Genomic DNA, 23,182 nt, shown 5'->3' on the forward strand with positions numbered 1-23,182 from the left:
CTCCTCACCCCACGCACACCTCCGTCACATGGTGCTGCGTGCGATGGCCGCCCGGTGTCACTCGGACAAAAGATCGAACGAAGGTCAATGACATCCGGTAAGGGTCAATGACGCGGGGCCACGTCAGATCCAGTCCAGCGCCCACAGCCGGAACACGCCGGTGCCGTCGGAGAGATAGGAGATTCCGCCGACGCTCTCGCTGCTCACGACGTACTCCTTGCGCTGCCACAGCGGGATCAGCGGCACGTCCGCGGCCACGTCCGACTGCAGATCGCGGAAGTCGTCCTCGACACGGCTGCGGTCGGCGAACTTCTGGCTGCCGAGGATCAGTTGGTCGACGAACTTGTTGCTGTAGCCCGTGTTCATCGTGGAGCCGGTGCCGACGAGCGGGGAGCCGAAGGTGTCCGGGTCGGGATAGTCGGCGACCCAGCCGACCGCGTACGCGTCCAGCTTGCCGGTCGCCCAGCGCTTCTGGAAGTCGGTCCACTCGTAGCCCTTGACGTCCACCTTGAACAGGCCGCCCGCCTCCAGCTGCTTCTTCAGCTCGGCGGCCTCCTCGGCGCCGGAACCGTGCCCGATGCCGTAGCCGTAGGTGAAGTGCACCGGGACCGAGACACCGGCCTCGGTGAGCAGCGCCTTCGCCTTCTCGGTGCTCTGCGTGGGGTAGTCGTCGAAGAAGGACGTCGTGTGGCCGACGAGGCCGGCGGGGATCAGCGAGTACAGCGGGTCGACCGTGCCGTCGTACACCGTGGCGGCGAGCTGTTCGCGGTTGACCAGCCAGGCCATGGCCCGTCGGACGAGGACGTCGTGCAGGGGCGTGCCCTTGCGGGTGTTGAGGTACAGGTTGCGGGTCTCGGAGCTGTCCGCCTCCGACACGCGCTGGTTCGGGTCGCTCGCGGAGAGCCCGGAGAGCAACTTCGGCGGCAGCTGGCGGGTGGCGACCTGGACCTGCTTCGCCTGGTACGCCTTCTGCAGCGCGCCCGAGTCGGCGTAGTAGCGCAGCTCGATCGGGCTCCCGGAGCCCTTGACCGCACCCTTGTAGTGGCTGTTCGGCGAAAGGAGGGCCTTCTTGTCCTTCGTATACGTCGACAGGGTGTACGGCCCGGTGCCGTCGACCCGGAAGCCGTTGCGCGGGGCGTCCTTCGGGTACTTGGTGCTGTCGACGATCGCCCCGGCGCCGGTGGCCACCTTGAACGGGAACGTGGCGTCCGGCGACGACAGATGGAAGGTGACGGTCATCCCGGAGGCGGTGACCGAGCCGAGCGTGGAGAGCAGGGACGCCGGGCCGACATCCGAGTTGATCTTCTTGACCCGGTCGAAGGAGAACTTCACGTCCTCGGCGGTCATCGCGCGCCCGCTCGGGAAGGTGAGCCCGTCGCGCACCGCACAGCGGTACGTCCTCAGCCCGCCGCCCACGAAGGCGCAGCTCTTGGCCGCGTCCGGCACGGGTGTCGTACCGCCCGAGTCGAACGTCATCAGTGTCTGGAAGACATTGCTGTACAACGCCCAGGAACCGACGTCGTACGCGGCGGCCGGGTCGAGGGACGTGACAGCGTCCGTCGTCCCGACCGTGATCGTCTTGTCCTTGTTCCCGTCCGACGGCAGCAACTGCCAGCCGCCGACTCCCACGGCGGCCAGAACCAGCAGCGTCGCGAGAATCCGTATGCGAACCGACCGCATCGGTGTGCCCTCCCAAGGACCCTCCCGGGCCCCTCGCATATGCCACTCCCCTAGTGGCGCGGATCACCTAACCACAGGAGTTTCATGCGGGGGAAGAGGATTCTGCCGAGATGAGAAAGAACTTACCGACGGGTGTTAATTGCCCGTTTCACAGGCGACTCTCAGCCACTTCGCGGGCCTGTCCCGACACCGTCAACTAGGCCTGTTTCGACGCCAGTTCGACGACCGTGATGTCCGACGGCGCGCCCACGCGCGTGGGCGGTCCCCAGGCGCCGGCGCCCCGGCTGACGTACAACTCGGTGTCGCCGTAGCGCTCCAGGCCCGCGACCGTCGGATTGGCCGCCGCCGCGACGAAGTTGCCGGGCCACAGCTGGCCGCCGTGGGTGTGCCCGGAGAGCTGGAGGTCGACGCCGTGCTTGACGGCCTCGTGGATCTGGACGGGCTGATGCGCGAGAAGCACGCACGCGCGCGTGGTGTCCCGGTCGCCGAGCGCCTTCCCGAAGTCGGGCCCCTGGCCCTCGCTCTCGCCCTGGAGGTCGTTGACCCCGGCGAGATCGAAGCCGGCCAGTTCGGTACGGGCGTTCTCCAGGGGGTGGATGCCGAGCGTGCGGACCTCTTCCAGCCACTGTTCGGCGCCGGAGAAGTACTCGTGGTTGCCAGTAACAAAGAAGTTGCCGTGCCGCGCCCTCAGTTGAGCCAACGGAGCCGCCGCGGGCCCCAGGTTCTTGACGCTCCCGTCCACCAGGTCACCGACGACCGCGATGAGATCGGGCTGCGTCGAGTTGATCGTGTCGACGACCTTCTGCGCGAACCCGCGCCCCAGCACCGGTCCCAGATGGATGTCGCTGACGACCGCGATCCTGAACCCGTGCGCGGACCGCGGCAGTTTGGCCAACGGCACGGTGACCCGCTTGACGCCCGGCCCGCGCAGAACGCCGTAGGTCCCGTACCCGACGGTCCCGACGGCCGCGGCGGAAGCCGCACCCCCGACGACACGCGAGACGAACAGCCGCCGGGAGGGCACGGAGAGCGAACCGCCCTGCGGCGCCTCAGGGCCCGCTCCAGGGTCTGTCCCGGAGACCGGGGCCTCGCGCTCTTCCACGGCCGTCTCGGGCTCGCCCACGGCCGTCTCGTGCTCTTCTACAGCCGTCTCGGGCCGCCCACGCCGTTCGAGGAGCCATCGCAGCAGCGGCCGTAGCACCTCGCCCGCGAGGACGGCCAGCAGCAGGTAGATCGCCAGGGCCATCCACAGGAAGCCGGGCCAGCCCAGGACGCGTTGGAGCCAGAAGGGCGCGCCGCCGCGTTCGGCGGCCAGGGCCGCGATCATCAGCACCGGGCCGGCGACGAGCACGGCCGTGCCGGTGATGCGGGCGGGGCCCCACGCGCGCGTGGTGTCGCGGACGAGGCGGCGCCAGACGTACCAGTGGAGTCCGCCGAGGACGGCGACGCCGACCAGGGCCACGAGGGCGATGACGACGATGGCCACTTCTTTATGAAGTCCGGCGCAGTGCGCGCAGTCCACGCAACCCGAGGCCCCCGATGACCGTCCCCAATACGAAGGAGACGACGGCGAGGGTCAGGTGCACCCAGAAGTACGCCGTCGGGTGGCCGTCGTCGAAGGCCAGTCCGCTGCTGTCCTTGACCAGGTTCTTGACGAAAGTGACCCAGATGACCCAGCTCCACACCCCGAAGGCGAGCAGGAACCAGGAGACGGGGCGGCTGAGCTTCATGAGTCCAGTATCGCCGTCGTCCCCGGGGGCCCGTGTCCGGGGTGGGGCGGGTGACGGGACTTCGGGTCCCCCGGCATGTACGTTCTCGTCCGTGCCCGCTCCACTGCAGACCATCAGGCGATCCCTGCTGGTGCTTTCCGCCGCCCTGTCGTCCCTCGCGCTCACCGCGCCCGTCGCCCTCGCGGCCCCGAGCCCGACGCCCACCCCGACCGCGCCCCCTGGTCCGTCGGCGAGTTCGTCGGCGAGTCCTACGGCCACTCCGCCGGCGAACATGTCGTCGGTGGGCGGCACCCGCCTCGGCTCGGCGGGGACGCAGGTCGATCTGACGACCGGCGTCCCGGTGCTGCCGAAGGACCTGACCGCGCGGTCGTGGATCGTGAGCGACGCCGAGTCCGGAGCGGTGCTCGCCTCGCACAACGCCCACTGGCGGCTGCCTCCGGCGAGCACCCTGAAGATGCTGTTCGCCGACACCGTGCTGCCGAAGTTCCCGAGGACGACCGAGCACAAGGTCGTCGCGACCGACCTGGCGGGCATGGGCGCCGGTTCCAGCGTGGTCCCGATAAAGGAGGGCGAGAGCTACACGGTCCACGACCTGTGGCTCGGCGTGTTCCTGCGCTCCGGCAACGACGCCGTGCACGTCCTGTCCCACATGAACGGGGGCGTCGCCAAGACCGTCGCCGACATGAACACGCACGCCCAGGACCTCCAGGCACTGGACACGCATGTGGTGACGCCGGACGGCTACGACGAGCCGGGGCAGGTCTCGTCGGCGTACGACCTGTCACTGTTCGCGCGCTCCGGGCTGCAGAAGAAGGACTTCCGGGAGTACTGCTCGACGGTGAGCACGAAGTTCCCGGGCGAGACCACGAAGAAGAAGGGCAAGTCGGTCCGCGGAACCTTCGAGATCCGCAACACCAACCGGCTGCTGAGCGGCGACTCTGACGTCTCGGTGTACCCGGGCATCGCGGGCGTGAAGAACGGCAACACCACCAACGCGGGCGCCACCTTCACCGGCGTCGCCGAGCGGGGCGGCAAGGTGCTGCTGGTCACGGTCATGCACCCGGAGAAGGCCGAGCACAACGAGGTCTACAAGGAAGCCGCGAAGATCCTCGACTGGGGCTTCCAGGCGGACGGCAAGGTGCAGCCGGTGGGTGAGCTGGTCGCGCCGAAGAACGTGGCGCAGGCGAGCGCACAGCCGGGTGCGACGGCCACCGGGGAGGCGGGCGGGGACACCTCCACGAAGCCGGCCGCGAGTTCCACCGCCTCGGCCGCCGAGGAAGACGGCTCCAGCGGGGTCGGGATCGCACTCGCGGTGGTCGGCGGGCTGCTGGTGCTGCTCGCGGCCGGTGTCTTCCTGGTCAACCGGCGCTGGCCACTGCCTGATCTGGTCCGTCGTCGCCCTCGTCCCTGACCTTCGGGTTCTGGGTCTCGTCGGCCGGGTCGTACTCGTCGTCCTCGGGGTCACCCTTGCTCGGCGTCGCCGTCCAGGCGGCGCAGAACAGGACCAGCTTCGAGGTGAAGTTCATCCACAGCAGGAGCGCCACGGGGACGCCGAACGCGCCGTACATGCTCTTCGCGGCCACGCCCTGGATGTAGCCGCTGAGCAGCAGCTTCAGCAGTTCGAAGCCGACCGCGCCGATCAGTGCGGCCACGGAGAGCCGGCGGCGCGGGGGTTCGACGCCGGGCAGCAGGGTCAGGACGTACAGCAGGAGCAGGAAGTCGGCGAGTACGGCGACGGCGAACGCGGCGATACGCAGCAGGACCCCGCCCCAGCCGCCCTGCACCAGGCCCAGTTCGCGGCTGATCCAGTCGACCAGGGCGGAGGCCACGGTGGAGATGGCGATCGTCGCGAGGACGGCGCCGCCGAAGCCGACCAGCACACCGGTGTCGATGAGCTTGCGCAGGAGGGGGTTCTCGTCGCGGTCGGGCAACTCCCACACCGCGCGCAGACACTCCCGCATCGAGCCGACCCAGCCGATGCCGGTGAACAGCAGGACGGCACCGGCGATGAGGCCGATGGTGCCCGCGTTGTCGACCAGGGAACCGATGTTGAGCTGGTCGGAGATGCCGGGGACCTGCTCGGCGATCTTGTCCTGCAGTTCGTGCTGCTGGTCGGTGCTGAGGGTGGCGGCGGCGATCGCGGCGGCCACGGTCAGCAGCGGGAACAGCGCGATGAAGCTGATGAACGTCATGGCGGCGGACAACTGCGACCACTTCACCCGGTCCAGCCGCTCGTACGACCGCCACGCGTGCGTGCGCATCAGGCGCGTCACCAGCGGCCCGATGAGGGGGAGCTTCTTCAGCCAGTCCATGATCCGATTCTGCCCTCGTGAGCGGCCTCAGGGCAGCATCCGATTAATCGCCCATTTCAGGGAGGGCGCCGACGCCGTACGACCAACCGCCCATAAGCGGGCGATACGGTCACCGGCATGCGTCCTCCACAGTCCCTCCTCGTCCTCGGCGGTACGTCCCGGATCGCACTGGCCACCGCCCGCCGGCTGATCGCCCGCCGCACCCGCACGGTATGGCTGGCGGGCCGCCCGTCGCCCGCCCTGGAGAGTGCCGCTTCGGAACTGCGTGCCCTGGGGGCCGATGTTCACACCGTCGCCTTCGACGCGCTCGACCCCGACTCCCACGAGACCGTGCTCGGCAAGGTCTTCGCCGAGGGCGACGTCGACATGGTGCTGCTCGCCTTCGGCGTCCTCGGTGACCAGGCGCGGGACGAGCGCGAACCGGCCGCCGCGGTACGCGTGGCGCAGACCAACTACATCGGCGCTGTCGCGGCCGGCCTGGTCAGCGCGCGGGCGTTGCAGGCCCAGGGGCACGGCTCGCTGGTGGTGCTCTCCTCGGTCGCCGGCCAGCGGGCCCGCCGCGCGAACTTCATCTACGGCTCCAGCAAGGCCGGCCTGGACACCTTCGCCCAGGGGCTGGGCGACGCGCTGCACGGCACGGGCGTGCACGTCATGGTCGTACGACCGGGGCTCGTACGGTCGAGGACCATGGCCGACCCGAAGGCGGCCTCGCTCACCACCACCCCCGAAGCCGTCGCCACAGCCATCGAACTGGGCCTGCGCCGCGGCTCGGAGACGGTGTGGGTGCCGGGGACGCTGCGTGTGGTGACGTCGGCGCTGCGGTACCTGCCACGGGCGCTGTTCCGGCGGCTGGCGGCCTGACCGCGCCCAATGGCTGCCTAGTGGCTGGGGATCGTGCCGCGCTCGGTGTGGGCCGCCTGGGGTGGCACGACGGCTCCGCCGAAGGCGAACTCGCGCAGCTTGCGCCAGACGCCGTCGGCGCCCTGTTCGTAGAGCGCGAAGCCGGTGCAGGGCCACTCCGCGCGGTAGTCGGCGAGTGCCTCGAAGGCCCGGTCCATCGACTCGTCGTCGATGCCGTGCGCCACGGTCACGTGCGGGTGGTACGGGAAGTGCAGCTCGCGTGCCATCGGCCCCGAGGTGTGGCGGATCTGCTTCTGGAGCCAGGTGCAGGCGGCGGCGCCCTCGGCCACCTGGACGTAGACGACCGGGGACAGCGGCCGGAAGGTTCCGGTGCCGGACAGCCGCATCGGGAAGGGGCGTCCGGCGGCGGCGACCTCGACGAGATGGTCCTCGACCGCGGGCAGTTGCGAGGCGTCCACCTCGGTCGGCGGCAACAGCGTGACGTGCGTGGGGATGCCGTGGGCCGCGGCGTCGCCGAAGCCCGCGCGCCGCTCCTGGAGCAGGCTGCCGTGAGGCTCCGGGACCGCGATCGACACGCCGATCGTTACGGTCCCCACGTCGTCTCCTGTCGTCCTGTCGGTGGTCCTGATGCTGAGCCGGATGGCCACACGTGCGGCCATCCGGCTATCGACTGTACGGCCACGACCGGGTTGTGGGCAGGCGCAACCGGAGTGATGTGCAGCGCTGTGCGGTGGTGCGGAGCGATCCTGCTGGTCCGGAGGTGTGCCGTGCCGCAATGCCGTACCGGGGCTAGTGCTTGGCGGGGAGGAAGCCCACCCGGTCGTACGCCTGGGCGAGGGTCTCGGCGGCGACGGCTCGCGCCTTCTCCGCGCCCTTGGCAAGGATCGAGTCGAGCGTCTCCGGGTCGTCGAGATACTGCTGGGTGCGCTCGCGGAACGGCGTCACGAACTCGACCATGATCTCGGCGAGGTCCGTCTTGAGCGCGCCGTACATCTTGCCCTCGTAGTCCCGCTCCAGCTCCGCGACCGACTTGCCGGTGAGGGTCGAGTAGATGGTGAGCAGGTTGCTGACGCCCGGCTTGTTCTCCGCGTCGTAGCGAATCACGGTGTCCGTGTCGGTGACCGCGCTCTTGACCTTCTTGGCGGTCGCCTTCGGGTCGTCGAGGAGGTTGATCAGGCCCTTCGGGGTGGACGCCGACTTGCTCATCTTGATCGACGGGTCCTGAAGGTCGTAGATCTTCGCCGTCTCCTTGAGGATGTACGGCTTCGGGATGGTGAAGGTCTCGCCGAAGCGGCCGTTGAAGCGCTCGGCGAGGTCGCGGGTGAGCTCGACGTGCTGGCGCTGGTCCTCGCCGACCGGCACCTCGTGCGCCTGGTACAGCAGGATGTCGGCGACCTGGAGGATCGGGTAGGTGAACAGGCCGACGCTGGCGCGGTCGGCTCCGTGCCGGTTGGACTTGTCCTTGAACTGGGTCATGCGGGACGCCTCACCGAAGCCGGTCAGGCAGTTCATGACCCAGGCGAGCTGGGCGTGCTCGGGGACATGGCTCTGGACGAAGAGCGTGCAGCGCTCCGGGTCGAGCCCGGCGGCCAGCAGCTGTGCGGTGGCGAGCCGGGTGTTGGCGCGCAGGTCCGCCGGGTCCTGCGGGACCGTGATCGCGTGCAGGTCGACGACCATGTAGAACGCGTCGTGGGACTCCTGCAGGGCCACCCACTGGCGGACGGCGCCGAGGTAGTTGCCGAGGTGGAACGAGCCTGCTGTGGGCTGGATTCCGGAGAGCACGCGGGGTCGGTCAGAGGCCATGTTCACCATTCTCTCAGGTCTTGGGGCCCGGTCCGGAACTGGTTCGGAACTGCTTCGGAAGAGATGTGACACGGGTGGGAACCGATCCGGCTCGGGCGGTGTACCAGATGTGTGAAGACGCGGGAGGGGGGCCGCATCGTCGATGAGGCCGCGGTGATCGCACGCGTACGCGCCGGAGAGCCGGAGGCGTACGCGGAGCTGGTGCGGGCCCACACGGGCATCGCGCTCAGAGCGGCCGCGGCACTCGGGGCGGGAGCGGACGCGGAGGACGTGGTGCAGCAGGCCTTCGTCAAGGCGTACTGCGCGCTGGGCAGGTTCCGGGACGGCGCGGCGTTCAAGCCGTGGCTGCTGTCGATCGTCGCCAATGAGACGAGGAACACAGTGCGTACGGCGGCGCGTCAGCGCACGCTCGCCGGCCGGGAGGCGGCGTTCGCGGAGGCCGAGCCGCTGATACCGGAATCGGCGGACCCTGCGGTCGCCACGCTGGAGACGGAGCGCCGCGCGGCCCTGCTGTCCGCCCTGGAGCAGCTGAGCGAGGAGCACCGCCTGGTCGTGACCTACCGCTATCTCCTGGAGATGGACGAGCCGGAGACGGCCCAGGCCCTGGGCTGGCCCCGCGGGACGGTGAAGTCCCGACTGAACCGCGCGCTGAAGAAACTCGGGCGGCTGCTGCCGGATTTCCGGCCTCGGGAAGGGGGTGATGAGGGTGAGTGACGGGCGGGAGTCGTACGAGGGTGAGGGCGCCGACGCTGCCCCTCGGCTGCCGGACGAGCTGCGGGCGCTGGGGCGTTCACTGGACGCGCGGGGCGGTGCCGAAGGCGGGGCCGCCGCCGGGTCCGAGTCGATGGTCGAGCGGGTGCTGGCTCAGATATTGGCCGAGCAGATCCCGGTCCCCGTCCAGGAGTCCGGGCCTACCGGGATCCGGGCGGGGCTGCACGCCGTCCGGCGCTGGATGCGGATGCGGCGGCGCGCGCTCGTGGCGGCCATGTGCGGTCTGCTGACGGTGCTCGTGCTCACGCCTCCGGTGCGGGCGGCGGTCTTCGACTGGTTCGGCTTCGGCGGGGTCGAGGTGCGGTACGACCCGTCGGCGGTGCCCTCGGCCGGTGCCGAGGTGCCCGGGTGCGGGCGGTTGGTGACGCTGGCGCAGGCCCGTCGGCGGGCCGGTTTCGAGCCGCTGGTGCCGGACGCTCTGGGCGTTCCGGACGCGGTGACGGTGACCGGCGAACCGCAGGGGCGCTTTCTGGTGAGCCTGTGCTGGCGGGAGGGCGGGCACACGATCCGGGTCGACGAGTATCCGGCGCGGCTCGACGTCGGCTTCGCCAAGACGGTGCGCGAGCCGCCGGAGTGGCTGTCGCTGGGCGGGCCGGTCTCGCCGGACGGTGTGCGGGACCCGGCGCTGTGGTTCGCGCGACCGCATCTGCTGAGTTTCTGGCTGGTGGACGCGGACGGGGACCGATATACGAGGGAGGAGCGGACTGCGGGACCGACGCTGCTGTGGACTCATGCGGTCGGCGGCGTTCCGGGCGGTGATCTGACGTTCCGTCTGGAGGGCGTGGCGTCGAAGCAGCGGGCCGTGGAGATCGCGAAGTCACTCGACCAGCACCAGTAGTCGCGAGTAGGGCGAGTAGTGCGGGCAGTTCGAGTAGTGCGGGTGGGGTGGGAACCTCGGCGGGTCGGGCGGTGTACCAGAAGTGACAGACGGCTCGCGGGCGGGCCGTACGGGGATCGGCTGGTGGGGGTTCGGATGTCCGGAGGCGGAAGTGTCTGCAGGACGAGCGCGAGCGCGGGCAGGGTGCGTGAACTGGCGGCTCTGACGGGGGCGTTGGCGATGACGCTGGCCCTGATGGCGTGGGGTGCGTCGGACGCGGCGGCGGGCGGGCCCACGAGTGTGCTCGTGACCTCGCCGGAGAGCGGGCAGGCCACGGCGCTGTACTACTCCGACGAACGGTACGGAAAGCTGCAGCAGTTGCTCGGGCCGGAGGGCAAGGGCACCCGCGACAAACCGCCCAAGGCCGATCTGGCCCACGCCCGTCAGATCAACGTCACCTGGCTGGCGCACGACATATCGCCCTGGCGGATCGACCGGGTCTTTCCGGTCGAGTCCCGACCGCAGGCCGTCTGGATCCACACGGCGGCCGACGCGTCGGAGAACACGAACCTGAACGGCTACTGGCACCGCGCCGAGCAACCCGCCCAACTGCGCGCTCTCTTGAAGAAGTTGGGCGTGACGGGCACGGGCACGGGTGACGGATACTCCGGCATCTTCCCGGCGCCGTGGCAGTCGGCCGAGCCCGATCCGGCCACCGCCACACCTGACGCCGACGCGGAGACGACGACCACTGTGCGGGTCGTCGTGCCGGACAAGGGCGATGACACCGACTGGTGGTGGGCGATACCGGGCGCGGCGGGCGGAGCGGTACTGGCACTCGTCCTACGGCCGTTCGCCGCGCGGCTGCGGCTGCCGCTGGACCGGTGGCGGAAGGGACGGGAGCCGGGGCCCCGGCAGGAGTTGCGGGACATGTGAGGGGTGGAGGGAGACGGATGCAGCAGGGGAGGAAACGGGCGAGGTTGCGGGTCGTGTGTCTCGTGGTCGGGCCGGTGTTGACGGCCCTGGTCGGGACTGGTCAGGTCCGGGCTGTCGGGATGGATCAGGCGCAGACCCGGGCTCAGGGCCCGCACCGGGACATCCCGGATCTGGCGCTGGTCGTGGGCGGTGGCACGGGCCAGACGGAGTCGTGGCGCTCCGGGGAGCCGTCGTTCGCGCGCCTGTGGACGTTGTTCCAGCCGACGTACGCGGGGACGGAGCGGGTGTCACGGGACTGGGAGGCGGGCCGGTATCCGGCGGTGCGGATCACCGTGGTGTGGGGGCTGACCGGGGTCGGGGGTTGGCCGGGGACCAATCGGGCTCCGGGTGGTGATGTGGCCATGGAGCGGGAGGACCAGTTGTTCCTGGCCGCGGACGGCACACCGTGGGTGCGGACGGATCCGGCCCCGGAAGTGGCGGACGACGACATCCGCTGGCATCAGGCGCCGCGTTCGGTCTTCGCGCAGTGGGAGCGGGCGGGGCTGATCGGTGCAGCAGACGCCCGTGGTGCGGCAGTTGGGGACGGACCTGAACCTGCGGACCTGGTCGCGCCTGCCTGGTGGGCCGCGACGGGTATGGCCGTCGGGGTCGGCGGCACGCTGCTGATACGCCGCGCGGCGGCCCGGCGTAAGGCCGGACCGCCGCGCGAGGAACCACGACAGGAACTCATCGATCTGTGAGTGTCGCCGATCTTTGACAACTCAACAGAGGGCGTATGCCGGGGGTCAGCCGAGGTCGATCTCCGGGTACAGCGGGAAACCTGCGACAAGGTCGGTGGCGCGGTGGGAGATCTCGTCCGCGATCTTCGGGTCGAGGATGTGCTGGGCCTTGGACGGCGCGCCCTTGCTGGTCGTGCCGGGCTCCGTGGTGGTGAGGACGCGGTCGATGAGACCGGCGACCTCGTCCATCTCGGCGGTGCCCAGACCACGGGTGGTCAGGGCGGGCGTGCCGATGCGGATGCCGGAGGTGTACCAGGCGCCGTTGGGGTCGGCGGGGATGGCGTTGCGGTTGGTGACGATGCCCGAGTCGAGCAGGGCGGCCTCGGCCTGGCGGCCGGTGAGGCCGTAGGAGGAGGCGACGTCGATCAGGTTGAGGTGGTTGTCGGTGCCTCCGGTGACGAGGGTGGCGCCGCGACGCATCAGGCCGTCGGCCAGCGCCCGGGAGTTGTCGACGATGCGCTGGGCGTAGTCCTGGAAGGAGGGCTGCCGGGCCTCGGCGAGGGCGACGGCCTTGGCTGCCATGACGTGCGGGAGCGGGCCGCCGAGGACCATCGGGCAGCCGCGGTCGACCTGGTCCTTGAGGGTGTCGTCGCACAGGACCATGCCGCCGCGCGGGCCGCGCAGCGACTTGTGGGTGGTGGTGGTGACGATCTGGGCGTGCGGGACCGGGTCGAAGTCGCCGGTCAGGACCTTGCCCGCGACCAGGCCGGCGAAGTGCGCCATGTCGACCATCAGGGTCGCCCCGACCTCGTCGGCGATCTCGCGCATGATGCGGAAGTTCACCAGGCGCGGGTAGGCGGAGTAGCCGCCGACGATGATCAGCGGCTTGAACTCACGGGCGGAGGCGCGCAGGGCCTCGTAGTCGATGAGGCCGGTGACGGGGTCGGTGCCGTAGGAGCGCTGGTCGAACATCTTGCCGGAGATGTTGGGGCGGAAGCCGTGGGTGAGGTGACCGCCGGCATCCAGGGACATGCCGAGCATGCGCTGGTTGCCGAAGGCCTGGCGGAGTTCGGCCCAGTCGGCGTCGGAGAGGTCGTTGACCTGGCGGACACCGGCCTTCGCGAGGGCGGGGACCTCGACCCGGGCGGCGAGGACGGACCAGAAGGCGACGAGGTTGGCGTCGATGCCGGAGTGCGGCTGGACGTAGGCGTGGCGGGCGCCGAAGAGTTCGCGCGCGTGCTCGGCGGCGAGGGACTCGACGGTGTCGACGTTGCGACAGCCGGCGTAGAAGCGGCGGCCGATGGTGCCTTCGGCGTACTTGTCGCTGAACCAGTTACCCATGGCCAGGAGGGTGGCCGGGGAGGCGTAGTTCTCGGAGGCGATCAGCTTGAGCATCTCGCGCTGGTCGGCGACTTCCTGGCCGATGGCGTCGGCGACGCGCGGCTCGACGGCACGGATCACATCGAGGGCGGCGCGGAAGGCGGTGGACTCGTTGGAGAGGGGCGCGGAATTGTCGGGCATGGGGACCTCCGGACGTGGCGTTCGGCGTTCTCGGTACGGCCCAGGCGCACGGCACACATTCCAGCTCGGGCCGCTCCCCGATGGTCGGTCCCATCCCAGCGCGCCAGTCACGGCCCGCCGGTCAGCCTACCGGGCGTGCCGGACGGTGCGGCTCCTGCGTCCACCATGCGGGCGAGGACGGGAAAGGAGCACTCTCACTCCCCGGGAGACGCCGTGACCAGTACGGGAGCCAGTACGGAAGCCCTCAGCGCCGCCGCCGACGGGGCGTGGATGACGGATGTGGAGGGGCGGCGAAGGCTCAGTCGGAGCGGGTGACTCTCACCTCGCGGGCGTTCCATCACGACCGGAGTTCGGAGGGTTGGGTGGGTTCCGAGAGTTCGGTGAGAGGGCCCGTGCGGGAGGCCGGGGTGGTCTCCCCTGCCCTACTCCCCTCCCCTAGAGTCACTTTGTGCTCTTTGGAATGGTGTGCGCGCTCGGCGCGGCGGTCTGCTTCGGTACGGCGACGGTATTGCAGGCGGTCGCCACGCGGGCGGCCACGACGGGTGGAGGCGGGGACGCGGCGCTGTTGCTGCGGGCGCTGCGACAGTGGCGGTATCTGGCGGGCCTTTCGCTGGACGGGCTGGGGTTCGTGTTCCAGATCGCGGCGTTGCGGTCGCTTCCCATCTACGCGGTCGGGGCGGCGCTGGCGTCGAGTCTCGCGGTGACAGCGGTGGTGGCCGCCCGGCTGCTGGGAGTTCGGCTCAGCGGGGTGGAGTGGGCGGCCGTCGGCGTGGTCTGCGCGGGGCTGGCGATGCTGGGGCTGGCCTCCGGGGCGGAAGGGCACCGGGACGGGTCCATGGCGTTGAAGTGGGCGATGTTGGCGACGGCGGTGGCGGTGCTGTTGCTCGGGCTGGTCGGTGGGCGACTGCCGGAGCGGGGGCGGGCGTTGGCGCTGGGCCTTGGGGCCGGGTTCGGGTTCGGGGTGGTCGAGGTGGCGGTCCGGTTGATCGACTCGCTCTCCCCCTCGACGCTGGTCACCAATCCGGCGACGTACGCACTGCTCGTCGGCGGCGGTGCCGCGTTCCTGCTGCTGACCACGGCACTGCAGCGGGGTTCGGTGACGACGGCCACGGCCGGGATAGTGATCGGGGAGACGATCGGCCCGGCGGCGGTGGGGGTGGTGTGGCTCGGGGACCGTACGCGGGACGGGCTGGCGTGGCTGGCCGTGCTGGGGTTCCTGGTTGCCGTGGCGGGGGCGTTGGCGTTGGCGCGGTTCGGAGAGGCGCCGGCCTCCGGCGGTGGAGCGGTGGAAGGCGCGGGTGAGTTGGGGTGAGCGTCCCCTCCAGCGAACCGAGGCACGCAGGACACCCTCACGGCAACACCCGGCACAGCGCCTCCACCGCCCCCGCCCACGCATGGTCCGACGGTGTGCCGTAGCCCACCACCAGGGCGTCCAGTGGTTCGGCGAGGGCGTGTTCGTGGCGGTAGAAGGACAGGGGGTGGAGGGCGAGGCCCTGCCAGGCGGCGGCTTGGACCACCGACTGTTCGGTGCCGGGCGGGAGGCGGAGGACGGCGTGGAAGCCGGCGGCGATGCCGGTGACATGGACGTCGGGGGCGTGTTGGGCGAGGGCTTCGACCAGGTTGTCCCGGCGGCGGCGGTAGCGCAGACGGGCCGAGCGGACGTGGCGGTCGTAGGCGCCGGAGGTGATGAACTCGGCGAGGGTCAGTTGGTCCAGGACGCCGCAGGTGTCGACGCCGCCCTTCGCCTTCGTGACCTCGTCCATCAGTGAGGGGGGCAGGACCATCCAGGCCAGCCGGAGGCCGGGGGCGAGGGATTTGCTGGCGGTGCCGAGGTAGACGACGTGGTTCGGGTCGAGGCCCTGGAGGGCTCCGATCGGCTGGCGGTCGTAGCGGAACTCGCCGTCGTAGTCGTCCTCCAGGACCAGGCCGCCGGTGCGCCGGGCCCAGTCGACGACGGCGGAGCGGCGGTCGTGGCGGAGGGGGAGGCCCATGGGGAACTGGTGGGCGGGGGTGAGCAGGACCGCCGGTTCGTCCGTCAACTGTCCGGGGTTCGTTCCCAGTTGGTCGAAGGGGAGCGGATGGGTGCGCAGACCGGCCTCGTCGAGGATCTGCCAGTGCGCGGTCAGGCCGTAGGACTCCACCGCGACCGTGTGGGCGCCGCGTGCCCGTAGCGCCGCGCCGATCAGCCTCAGGCCGTTGGAGATGCCCGCGCTGATCAGGAGGTGTTCGGGGTCGGTGCGTACGCCGCGGGCGCGGGAGAGGTAGGCGGCGAGGGCGGTGCGCAGTTCGATACGGCCGCGTGGGTCGCCGTAGCCGAGGGCCTGGTAGGGGGCGGAGGTGAAGGCGCGGCGGGCGGCCTTGAGCCACTCGGTGCGGGGGAAGGAGGCGAGGTCGGGGGTGCCGGGGACGAGGTCGTAGGCGGGGCGGCTGTGGAGGCGGCGGGGTGGGGTCGTGTCCGTGGGCGGGACGACCGCGCGCTCGGCGACGCGGGTGCCGGAGCCCTGGCGGGCGGTGAGCCAGCCCTCGGCGACCAGGTCGGCGTAGGCGTCGGCGACAGTGTTGCGGGCGATGCCCAGGTCGGCGGCGAGGGAGCGGGAGGAGGGCAGCCGGGTGCCGGGGGCGAGGCGGCCGGTGCGGACGGCGTCGCGCAGCGCGTCCGTCAGGCCGCGGCGGACACCAGTGCCGGTGGTGGTCGGTTCGAGATGCAGGTCCACACCCAGAGTGGCCCAAGAATTCGCCATGGAAATGGACCATACCCCTGGGCTGCCTGACTTCTAGAGTCGAGGACATGACCACAGCACAGGAAGCTCCTTACGCCCCCGAACACAGTCCCCGCCTGCACTGGGCCCAGCTCGCCCCCGACGTCTACAAGGCGATGGTCCGTCTCGACGCGGCCGCCCGGCAGGGCCTGGACCCGACGCTGCTGGAACTGGTGAAGATCCGCGCCTCGCAGCTCAACCACTGCGCGTTCTGCCTGGACATGCACACCAAGGACGCGCTCGCGGCGGGCGAGAGTGTGGAGCGGATCATTCAGCTCGGGGCGTGGGAGGAGTCGCGGCACTTCTACACCGAGAAGGAGCTGGCGGCGATCGAACTGACCGAGGCGGTCACCGTCATCACGGACGGATTTGTGCCGGACGAGGTGTACGAGCGGGCGGCCGAGCAGTTCGAGGAGGCCGAGCTGGCGCAGCTGATCGCCGCGATCACGGTGATCAACGCGTGGAACCGGTTCGGCGTGAGCACGCGGATGGTGCCGGGGCACTACAAGGCGGGACAGCACAAGTGACCGTGCGGACACGGCTGTTGGACCGTGGCGTCGGGCGGGCGCTGTCCGCGGTGAGCGCCGCCGCGAAGAAGGGGCTGGGCGATCCCGCGCTCGCCGAGCTCGTCGTGATCCGGGCCTCGCAGCTCAACCACTGTGCGTTCTGCCTGGACATGCACCTCACCGTCGCCCGCGAACTCGGGGTGAGTGAGCGGAAGTTGGACCTGCTGGCCGCTTGGGAGGAGGCTGAGGGTGTCTTCGACGAGCGGGAGCGGGCCGCGCTCTCGCTGACCGAGGCGGTGACCGTCGTCACGGACGGCTTTGTGCCGGACCCGGTGTACGCCGCCGCTGCCCGGCACTTCGACGAAGGGCAACTCGCCCATCTCATCGGGCTGATCACCGCCATCAACAGCTGGAACCGGGTGATGGTCAGTCGTCGTATCGAGCCAGGGGGTTACCAGCCGTGAGCAAGGTCGAGCTTTTCCGGAGTCTGCATCGGCGGCGGCTTCCCGGTGATCCGCTGGTGCTGCCCGGTCCCTGGGACGCGGCCAGTGCGCGGGTGTTCGTGGAGGCCGGGTTCGCGGCGCTCGCCACGCCCAGTGCCGGGGTGGCCGCCTCGCTCGGGTACGAGGACGGGGCTACGCCGGCGGACGAGATGTTCGCGGCGGTCGCGCGGATCGTCCGGGCCGTGGACGTGCCGGTGTCGGCGGATGTCGAGGGCGGGTATGGACTCGCGCCGAAGGAGCTGGTGGAGCGGCTCCTGGAGGCGGGGGCGGTGGGGTGCAACCTTGAGGACTCCGACGGGGGTGTTCTCAAGGACCCGCGGCAGCACGCGGACTGGCTGGCCGAGGTGCGGGCGGTGGCGGCGGAGCGGTTGTTCGTCAATGCGCGTGTCGACACCTTCCTGCACGGTGACGGCAGCCCCGAACGGGCCATCGAGCGGGCCGCGTTGTATGTCGCGGCGGGTGCCGACTGTATCTATCCGATCATGGCTCCGGTGGACGTGCTGCCGTTGCTGCGGTCCGGTATCCAGGGGCCGGTCAACGTGTTCGCCCGGCTGGACGGCGAGGGCCCCTCGCCCACCGAACTCGGTGAACTCGGGGCCACTCGCATCACGTTCGGGCCGGGACTCCAGCGCTGGGCGGCACGCGCACTCCAGGGGAGGGCCGCCGAGCTGAAGCGGTGAGTGCCGAGTGGTGAGCAGGGTCAGGACAGCCAGGCCTTCCAGGTGGCGGGGTGGTTGTCCACCCACTTCTTCGCGGCGTCCGCCGGGGACAGCTTCTGGTCGGCGATCATCAGGGAGACCTCGTTCTGGTCCTCGGTCGTCCACCTGAACTTCTTCAGGAAGGCCGCCGCCTTGCCACCGTGCTTGGCAAAGTCCGTGTTGAGGTACTTCTGCAGCGGGGTGTGGGGGTAGGCGCAGGCGACCTTGGCCGTGTCGGCGTCGCAACCCTCCTTGTAGGCGGGGAGTTTGACCTCCGTCATCGGGACCTTCTTGAAGAGCCACTGGGGGGCGTACCAGTAGCTGAGGAAGGGCTTCTTCTCCTTGGCGAACTGCTTCATCTGGGTGATCTGCGCGGCCTCCGAACCGGCGAAGACCACTTGGTAGTTGAGCTTCAGGTTCGTCACCAGGGCCTTGTCGTTGGTGACGTAGGAGGGTGAGCCGTCCATCAACTGGCCCTTGCTGCCGCTTTCGGCGGTGCGGAACAGCGAGGAGTACTTGTTGAGGTTCTTCCAGTCGGTGATGTCGGGGTGCTGCTTGACCAGGTAGGTCGGGACGTACCAGCCGATGTGCCCGGTGACCCCGAGGCCGCCCGCGTGGGTGATCGTCTTCTTGTCGTCGACGTAGCGCTTCTCCTGGTCGGGGTGGCCCCAGTCCTCCAGGATCGCGTCGACCCGGCCCTGGCTGAGCGCGTCCCACGCGGGGACCTCGTCGACCTGGACGGTGTCGACGCGGTAGCCGAGCTTGTGCTCCAACAGGTACTGCGCGACAGCCACGTTGGCCTGCGCGCCCACCCAGGACTGGACGGAGAGGGTCACGGTCTTGGCGCCCTGCGCGTTGGCGAAGGGCGAGGCCTGCTTGGTCATGTCGGCGGCGCCACAGCCGGTGAGCAGCACCAGCGACGCCATGGCAGCGATCGTACGAACTCGCATGTCACGCTCCCTTCTTGGTTCGGCGTTCCGTCGGCTGGGTCACCCGGTCGAGCACCAGGCCCAGGCAGACGATCGCGGCGCCCGCCACCAGTCCGGTCGCCAAGTCGCCCTGCGCCAGGCCGAATACGGCGTCGTAGCCGAGGGCGCCACCGCCGACCAGGCCGCCGATGATGACGACGGCGAGGACGAGCACGACACCCTGGTTGACGGCGAGGAGCAACGCCGGGCGGGCGAGCGGGAGTTGGATCTGGCGTAGCTGCTGGGTGCTGGTCGCGCCGAGTGAGCGGGCCGATTCCAGGGCGGCCGGGTCGACCTGGCGCAGGCCCTGGGTGGTGATGCGGACGACTGCGGGGAGGGCGTAGACGACGGCCGCCGCTACGGCGGGGGCGCGGCCGACGCCGAAGAGGGCGACGACCGGGATCAGGTACACGAACTGCGGCATCGTCTGGCAGACGTCGAGGACGGGGCGCAGGGCCCGTTCGAAGCGGTCGCTGCGCGCGGCGGCGATGCCGGTCACGAAGCCGAGGACGAGGGTGACGGCCACGGCGGCCAGTACCTGCGACAACGTGTCCAGCGACGGCTTCCACACGCCGAGGACGCCGATCGCGGCCATGGCGAGGACGGCGGTGAGCGCGGTGCGCCAGGTGCCGATCACCCAGGCGAGGGCGGCGACGATCAGGAGCACCGACCACCAGGGCAGCCACTGCAGGCCGTCGCGTACGGGGTCCAGGACCCAGGTGGTGAAATGTCCGGCCCAGTCGGCGGTGCCGCCGAGGTAGGGGACGCCGGAGTAGAGGTGGGCGGTCATCCAGTCGACGACGCGGTTCACCGGTTCGGCGATGTTCAGGGTCCAGCCGGAGGGCCAGTCCAGGGCGCCGGCGAGACGGGCGGCGACCGCTACGGCCACCGTGGCGCCGAGCGCGTACAGCCAGGGGCGGAGACCGGTGCCCTGCTCCCCCGTCTGCTCGTCGGCCTGTTCGCCCGCCGCCGCCGTGACGCGGTCCAGTACGACGGCCAGCAGCACGATCGGGATGCCGGCGGCCAGGGCCGCGCCTACGTCCACCGAGGCGAGGGCCTGGTAGACGCGGTCGCCGAGGCCTCCGGCGCCGATGACGGAGGCGATGACGGCCATGGAGAGGGCCATCATGATCGTCTGGTTGAGGCCGAGGAGGAGTTGCTTGCGGGCCAGCGGGAGCCGGGCGGTCAACAGGCGTTGGCGTCCGGTGGCGCCCAGGGAGTCGACGGCTTCGAGTACCTCCGGGTCGGCGTTGCGCAGGCCGAGCGTGGTGAGGCGGGCCATGGGCGGGGCGGCGTAGACGACGGTGGCGAGGACGGCGGCGGGGACGCCGATGCCGAAGACGAGGACGACGGGGAGGAGGTAGGCGAAGGCCGGGAGCACCTGCATGGTGTCCAGGACCGGGCGCAGTGCGCGGTCCGTTCGTTCGGAGAGGCCGCCGGCCAGGCCGAGCAGGGCGCCCACGACGACCGAGGTGAGGACCGCGATCACCATCAGGGCGAGGGTCTGCATGGTCGGTACCCACATGCCGAGCAGCCCGCAGGCGAGGAAGGCGACGCCGGTCCCGATCGCGAGCCGTATGCCCGCGACCCGCCAGGCGACGAGGGCGCCGAACGCGGTGACGCCCGCCCAGCCCGCCGCCAGCAGGACCAGGTACACGGCGCGTACGCAGAGGACGACGGCGTTGCTGATGTAGCCGAAGAAGTAGAGGAACAGTGGGGAGCTGTCGCGGTTGTCGATGATCCAGTCGTTGGCCCGGCCCAGTGGACCGGACAGGTCGACGGTGAGCGCGTGCGGCCAACTCCCGCTGGACCAGTGTGCGTTGGCGAGCGGTACGAGGATCGCGGCGGCGAGCGCGAGCAGCAGGAGCTTGTGCGCGGCCCGGTGCCGGAGGATGCCGGGGAGGGCGAGGCGCGGGGCGGGTGCGGTGACCGTGGCCATCAGACCGCCTCCTTGCCGGTATCGGCGAGCTCCGCCCCTGCCACGACGTCCAGCAGCCTGGCCTGGTCGACCACGCCCAGACAGCGGCCGTCCTCCACGACGCAGGCGGGGCGTCCGCTGCGGGACACGACCTTGATCGCCTCGGCGACGACCGCGTCGGCCGCGAGCGCACCGGGGTGCTCCGGACCCCCGCAGTCCCCGGCCCGCATCGCCGTACGGACTGTCATGACGTCCGCGCGCGGGACGTCCCGTACGAACTCGCGGACGTAGTCGTCGGCGGGTGAGCCGACGATCTCCTCGGGGGTGCCGAGTTGGACGATGCGGCCGTCGCGCATCAGGGCGATGCGGTCGCCGAGTTTCAGCGCCTCGTTCAGGTCGTGGGTGATGAAGACCATCGTGCGGCCCTCCTCGCGGTGCAGCCGGACGACCTCCTCCTGCATGTCGCGCCGGATCAGCGGGTCGAGCGCGCTGAACGGCTCGTCGAAGAGGAGGACTTGGGGGTCGACCGCCAACGCCCGGGCCAGGCCCACGCGTTGGCGCTGGCCGCCGGAGAGCTGGCTGGGGCGGCGTTGTTCCATGCCTTCCAGGCCGACCTTGGTGACGACCTCGGCGGCCCGGCGGCGGCGCTCGGCCTTGCCGATGCCCTGGATCTCCAGGCCGTAGGCGACGTTGTCGAGGACCGTGCGGTGCGGGAGGAGGCCGAAGTGCTGGAAGACCATCGCGGCGCGGTGGCGGCGGAGTTCGCGCAGCCGGGACTTGTCCATGGCGCGGACGTCCTCGCCGTCGATGGCGATGGTGCCGGCGGTGGGTTCGATGAGGCGGGTGAGGCAGCGGACCAGGGTGGACTTGCCGGAGCCGGACAGGCCCATCACCACAAAGACCTCGCCCTTGCGGACGTCGAAGGAGACGTCGCGGACGGCGGCGGTGCAGCCGGTGCGGGTGCGCAGGTCGGCGGCGTCGAGGGCGGTGAGTTCGGGGTCGGCGGGGACCTGGTCGGCCTTCGGGCCGAAGACCTTCCAGAGGCCCTCGACGGAGAAGACCGGCTCGGTCGGGGGCAGGGTCGGGGGTGTCATCCGGGTCGTACTCATCACGCACCGCCCCCGATCAGGTCCACGGCCCTCTCGCCGACCATGAGCACCCCGATCATCGGGTTCACGGCGGGCATGGTCGGGAAGACGGAGGCGTCGGCGATGCGGATGCCGTCCAGGCCGCGGATGCGCAACTCGGGGTCGACGACGGCGAGTTCGTCCGTTTCGGCGCCCATGCGGCAGGTGCCGGCCGGGTGGTAGACGGTGTGGGCGACCTTGCGGGCGTACTCGCTGAGTTCCGCGTCGCCGAGGATCTCCGGGCCGGGGCACACCTCCCGCTTCAGCCAGCCGGCGAGTGGTTCGGTCTTCGCGATCTCGCGGGCGATGCGGATGCCGTCGACGAGGGTGCGGCCGTCGTAGTCGTCCTCGTCGGTGAAGTAGCGGAAGTCCAGGGCGGGTTTGACGGCCGGGTCGGCGCTCTCCAGGTACAGACGGCCGCGGCTCTTCGGCTTGGGGATGTTCGGGGTCATGGAGACGCCGAACTCGGGGCGTTCGTAGCCGAGCCGCTCGGGGTTGTCGGTGAAGGGGACCTGGTAGAAGTGGAACATCAGATCCGGGCCCGGGAGTTGGGGGTCGCGGCGGACGAACAGGCCCGCGTCGGAGTCCATCGCGGAGTTCTCCGGGATCGGCCCGTTGGTCTCCCAGACGATCACCGACTCGGGGTGGTCGAGGAGGTTCTCGCCGACGCCCGGGAGGTCGACGGCGACGGGGATGCCGAGGGCTTCGAGGTCTTTGCGGGGGCCGATGCCCGAGTGCAGGAGCAGGCGCGGGGAGTCGACGGCGCCGGCGCAGAGGACGACCTCGCGGCGGGCACGGACGAGGAGTTCCTCGCCGTCCTTGGTGCGGACGTGCACGCCCTCGGCGCGGGTGCCGTTCAGCTCCAGGCGGTGGGCCCAAGTCTCAAGGAGGATCGTCAAGTTGGGGCGCTCGTCCATCACCGGGTGCAGATACGCGACCGAAGCCGAGGACCGCTTGTTGTTCTCCGGGTGGTACGCGAGGTCGAAGAAACCGACGCCGTCCGTGAAGGGCGCCTTGTTGAAGCCCTCGACGCGCGGGACGTCGAGCGCTTCCTGGGCCGCGTCGACGAAGTCGCGGGCGATGGCGTTCCGGTCCTTCTCGTCGACGGGGACGATGTTGTTGAGGAGGCGGGCGTAGTACGCCTCCATCGATATCGCGCCCCAGCCCTTCGCACCGGCCGCCTCCCACTCGTCCCAGTCGGACGGCAGCGGCTTGAAGGCGATGAGGGTGTTGTGCGAGGAACAGCCGCCGAGAACGCGGGCGCGGCTGTGCCGGATGTGGGAGTTGCCGCGCGGCTGTTCGGTGGTCGGGTAGTCGTAGTCCAGGTCGCCGCCGAGGAGGCCCATCCAGCGGCGCAGGGTCAGTACGTCCTCGCGGCCGACGTCGCTGGGGCCGCCTTCGATGACGGCGACGGTGACGTCGGGATTCTCGGTGAGGCGGGAGGCGATGACGGAGCCTGCGGTGCCGCCGCCGATGACGACATAGTCGTACATGTAGTCGTTCATGTACTCGTTCTCGGGCATGGGGGTACTCACTCCAGTCGGAAAAGAAAA

General features: G+C 70.5%; 22 protein-coding genes and 1 riboswitch. Of the genes, 10 read left to right on the forward strand and 12 right to left on the reverse strand.

Translation table 11 applies throughout. From position 1 onward, the window contains the following. Positions 1 to 123: 123 nt before the first annotated feature. From AB0I69_RS38095 to AB0I69_RS38105, 3 genes are all read right to left on the reverse strand, one after another. Positions 124 to 1,680, reverse strand: a complete 1,557-nt coding sequence (locus AB0I69_RS38095) for an ABC transporter substrate-binding protein (protein WP_363100318.1) — start codon at positions 1,678 to 1,680, stop codon at positions 124 to 126. A 196-nt stretch (positions 1,681 to 1,876) separates the two neighbouring features. After that, positions 1,877 to 3,166, reverse strand: a complete 1,290-nt coding sequence (locus tag AB0I69_RS38100; protein WP_363100319.1) for a metallophosphoesterase — start codon at positions 3,164 to 3,166, stop codon at positions 1,877 to 1,879. Positions 3,167 to 3,170: 4 nt separating this feature from the next. Next, complete coding sequence (locus tag AB0I69_RS38105) at positions 3,171 to 3,410, reverse strand: SCO4848 family membrane protein (RefSeq protein WP_037861093.1); 240 nt, start codon at positions 3,408 to 3,410, stop codon at positions 3,171 to 3,173. 91 nt (positions 3,411 to 3,501) lie between these two features. Between AB0I69_RS38105 and AB0I69_RS38110 the strand changes: the two genes are divergently transcribed. After that, a complete protein-coding gene (locus tag AB0I69_RS38110) occupies positions 3,502 to 4,821 on the forward strand; it encodes a D-alanyl-D-alanine carboxypeptidase (RefSeq protein ID WP_363100320.1) in 1,320 nt (439 codons plus the stop codon). Here the strand turns inward: AB0I69_RS38110 and AB0I69_RS38115 are convergent. Next, positions 4,769 to 5,722: a YihY/virulence factor BrkB family protein gene (locus AB0I69_RS38115; protein WP_363100321.1), complete on the reverse strand. Its 954-nt coding sequence runs from the start codon at positions 5,720 to 5,722 to the stop codon at positions 4,769 to 4,771. The genes AB0I69_RS38110 and AB0I69_RS38115 overlap by 53 nt on opposite strands. 117 nt (positions 5,723 to 5,839) lie before the next feature. Here AB0I69_RS38115 and AB0I69_RS38120 point away from each other — a divergent pair, with 117 nt between their 5' ends. After that, positions 5,840 to 6,583 (forward strand): decaprenylphospho-beta-D-erythro-pentofuranosid-2-ulose 2-reductase, encoded by a 744-nt coding sequence (locus AB0I69_RS38120; protein WP_363100322.1) that lies wholly within the window; start codon positions 5,840 to 5,842, stop codon positions 6,581 to 6,583. 17 nt (positions 6,584 to 6,600) lie between these two features. On the opposite strand, the gene AB0I69_RS38125 is transcribed toward AB0I69_RS38120, so the two are convergent. Together AB0I69_RS38125 and trpS are read right to left on the reverse strand one after the other, a co-directional pair. Then, positions 6,601 to 7,179, reverse strand: coding sequence for a 2'-5' RNA ligase family protein (locus AB0I69_RS38125; protein ID WP_363100323.1), 579 nt, complete (start codon positions 7,177 to 7,179; stop codon positions 6,601 to 6,603). Between the two features lie 193 nt (positions 7,180 to 7,372). Further along, a complete protein-coding gene (gene trpS / locus AB0I69_RS38130; RefSeq protein WP_363100324.1) occupies positions 7,373 to 8,386 on the reverse strand; it encodes a tryptophan--tRNA ligase in 1,014 nt (337 codons plus the stop codon). A 153-nt stretch (positions 8,387 to 8,539) separates the two neighbouring features. On the opposite strand from trpS, the gene AB0I69_RS38135 reads away from it, so the two are divergent. The 4 genes from AB0I69_RS38135 (at position 8,540) to AB0I69_RS38150 (ending at position 11,650) form a co-directional block, all read left to right on the forward strand. Continuing rightward, on the forward strand, positions 8,540 to 9,100 hold the full coding sequence (locus AB0I69_RS38135; RefSeq protein WP_363100325.1) for a sigma-70 family RNA polymerase sigma factor: 561 nt from the start codon (positions 8,540 to 8,542) through the stop codon (positions 9,098 to 9,100). Next, entirely contained in the window at positions 9,087 to 9,995 is a 909-nt protein-coding gene (locus tag AB0I69_RS38140; RefSeq protein ID WP_363100326.1) for a hypothetical protein, read from the forward strand. Before AB0I69_RS38135 ends, AB0I69_RS38140 begins: the two co-directional genes overlap by 14 nt. Positions 9,996 to 10,130: 135 nt before the next feature. Continuing rightward, positions 10,131 to 10,910, forward strand: a complete 780-nt coding sequence (locus tag AB0I69_RS38145; RefSeq protein WP_363100327.1) for a hypothetical protein — start codon at positions 10,131 to 10,133, stop codon at positions 10,908 to 10,910. Between the two features lie 119 nt (positions 10,911 to 11,029). Beyond that, on the forward strand, positions 11,030 to 11,650 hold the full coding sequence (locus AB0I69_RS38150; RefSeq protein WP_363100328.1) for a hypothetical protein: 621 nt from the start codon (positions 11,030 to 11,032) through the stop codon (positions 11,648 to 11,650). A gap of 45 nt (positions 11,651 to 11,695) precedes the next feature. On the opposite strand, the gene AB0I69_RS38155 is transcribed toward AB0I69_RS38150, so the two are convergent. Further along, positions 11,696 to 13,150: a glycine hydroxymethyltransferase gene (locus AB0I69_RS38155; protein WP_363100329.1), complete on the reverse strand. Its 1,455-nt coding sequence runs from the start codon at positions 13,148 to 13,150 to the stop codon at positions 11,696 to 11,698. 31 nt (positions 13,151 to 13,181) lie between these two features. After that, positions 13,182 to 13,271: riboswitch (ZMP/ZTP riboswitch) on the reverse strand. Between the two features lie 339 nt (positions 13,272 to 13,610). On the opposite strand from AB0I69_RS38155, the gene AB0I69_RS38160 reads away from it, so the two are divergent. Beyond that, positions 13,611 to 14,462, forward strand: coding sequence for a hypothetical protein (locus tag AB0I69_RS38160; protein WP_363100364.1), 852 nt, complete (start codon positions 13,611 to 13,613; stop codon positions 14,460 to 14,462). 37 nt (positions 14,463 to 14,499) lie between these two features. Here the strand turns inward: AB0I69_RS38160 and AB0I69_RS38165 are convergent, their stop codons facing one another. Further along, positions 14,500 to 15,891, reverse strand: coding sequence for a PLP-dependent aminotransferase family protein (locus tag AB0I69_RS38165; protein ID WP_363100330.1), 1,392 nt, complete (start codon positions 15,889 to 15,891; stop codon positions 14,500 to 14,502). A 47-nt stretch (positions 15,892 to 15,938) separates the two neighbouring features. Between AB0I69_RS38165 and AB0I69_RS38170 the strand changes: the two genes are divergently transcribed. The 3 genes from AB0I69_RS38170 to AB0I69_RS38180 are packed head-to-tail and all read left to right on the forward strand — an operon-like array spanning position 15,939 to position 17,598. Further along, on the forward strand, positions 15,939 to 16,436 hold the full coding sequence (locus AB0I69_RS38170) for a carboxymuconolactone decarboxylase family protein (RefSeq protein ID WP_363100331.1): 498 nt from the start codon (positions 15,939 to 15,941) through the stop codon (positions 16,434 to 16,436). Next, on the forward strand, positions 16,433 to 16,879 hold the full coding sequence (locus AB0I69_RS38175; protein ID WP_363100332.1) for a carboxymuconolactone decarboxylase family protein: 447 nt from the start codon (positions 16,433 to 16,435) through the stop codon (positions 16,877 to 16,879). The genes AB0I69_RS38170 and AB0I69_RS38175 overlap by 4 nt, the downstream gene beginning before the upstream one ends. Then, complete coding sequence (locus tag AB0I69_RS38180) at positions 16,876 to 17,598, forward strand: isocitrate lyase/phosphoenolpyruvate mutase family protein (RefSeq protein WP_363100333.1); 723 nt, start codon at positions 16,876 to 16,878, stop codon at positions 17,596 to 17,598. The genes AB0I69_RS38175 and AB0I69_RS38180 overlap by 4 nt, the downstream gene beginning before the upstream one ends. A 20-nt stretch (positions 17,599 to 17,618) precedes the next feature. Here the strand turns inward: AB0I69_RS38180 and AB0I69_RS38185 are convergent, their stop codons facing one another. The 4 genes from AB0I69_RS38185 to AB0I69_RS38200 are packed head-to-tail and all read right to left on the reverse strand — an operon-like array spanning position 17,619 to position 23,152. Next, a complete protein-coding gene (locus AB0I69_RS38185) occupies positions 17,619 to 18,566 on the reverse strand; it encodes an ABC transporter substrate-binding protein (protein WP_363100334.1) in 948 nt (315 codons plus the stop codon). Position 18,567: 1 nt separating this feature from the next. Then, a complete protein-coding gene (locus AB0I69_RS38190) occupies positions 18,568 to 20,523 on the reverse strand; it encodes an ABC transporter permease subunit (protein WP_363100335.1) in 1,956 nt (651 codons plus the stop codon). Then, entirely contained in the window at positions 20,523 to 21,596 is a 1,074-nt protein-coding gene (locus tag AB0I69_RS38195; protein ID WP_363100336.1) for a glycine betaine/L-proline ABC transporter ATP-binding protein, read from the reverse strand. The genes AB0I69_RS38190 and AB0I69_RS38195 overlap by 1 nt, the downstream gene beginning before the upstream one ends. Before the next feature lie 14 nt (positions 21,597 to 21,610). After that, positions 21,611 to 23,152, reverse strand: a complete 1,542-nt coding sequence (locus tag AB0I69_RS38200) for a GMC oxidoreductase (protein WP_363100337.1) — start codon at positions 23,150 to 23,152, stop codon at positions 21,611 to 21,613. Positions 23,153 to 23,182: the final 30 nt, after the last annotated feature.

This window comes from Streptomyces sp. NPDC050508 (genome assembly GCF_040655155.1).
Taxonomy (GTDB): Bacteria; Actinomycetota; Actinomycetes; order Streptomycetales; family Streptomycetaceae; genus Streptomyces.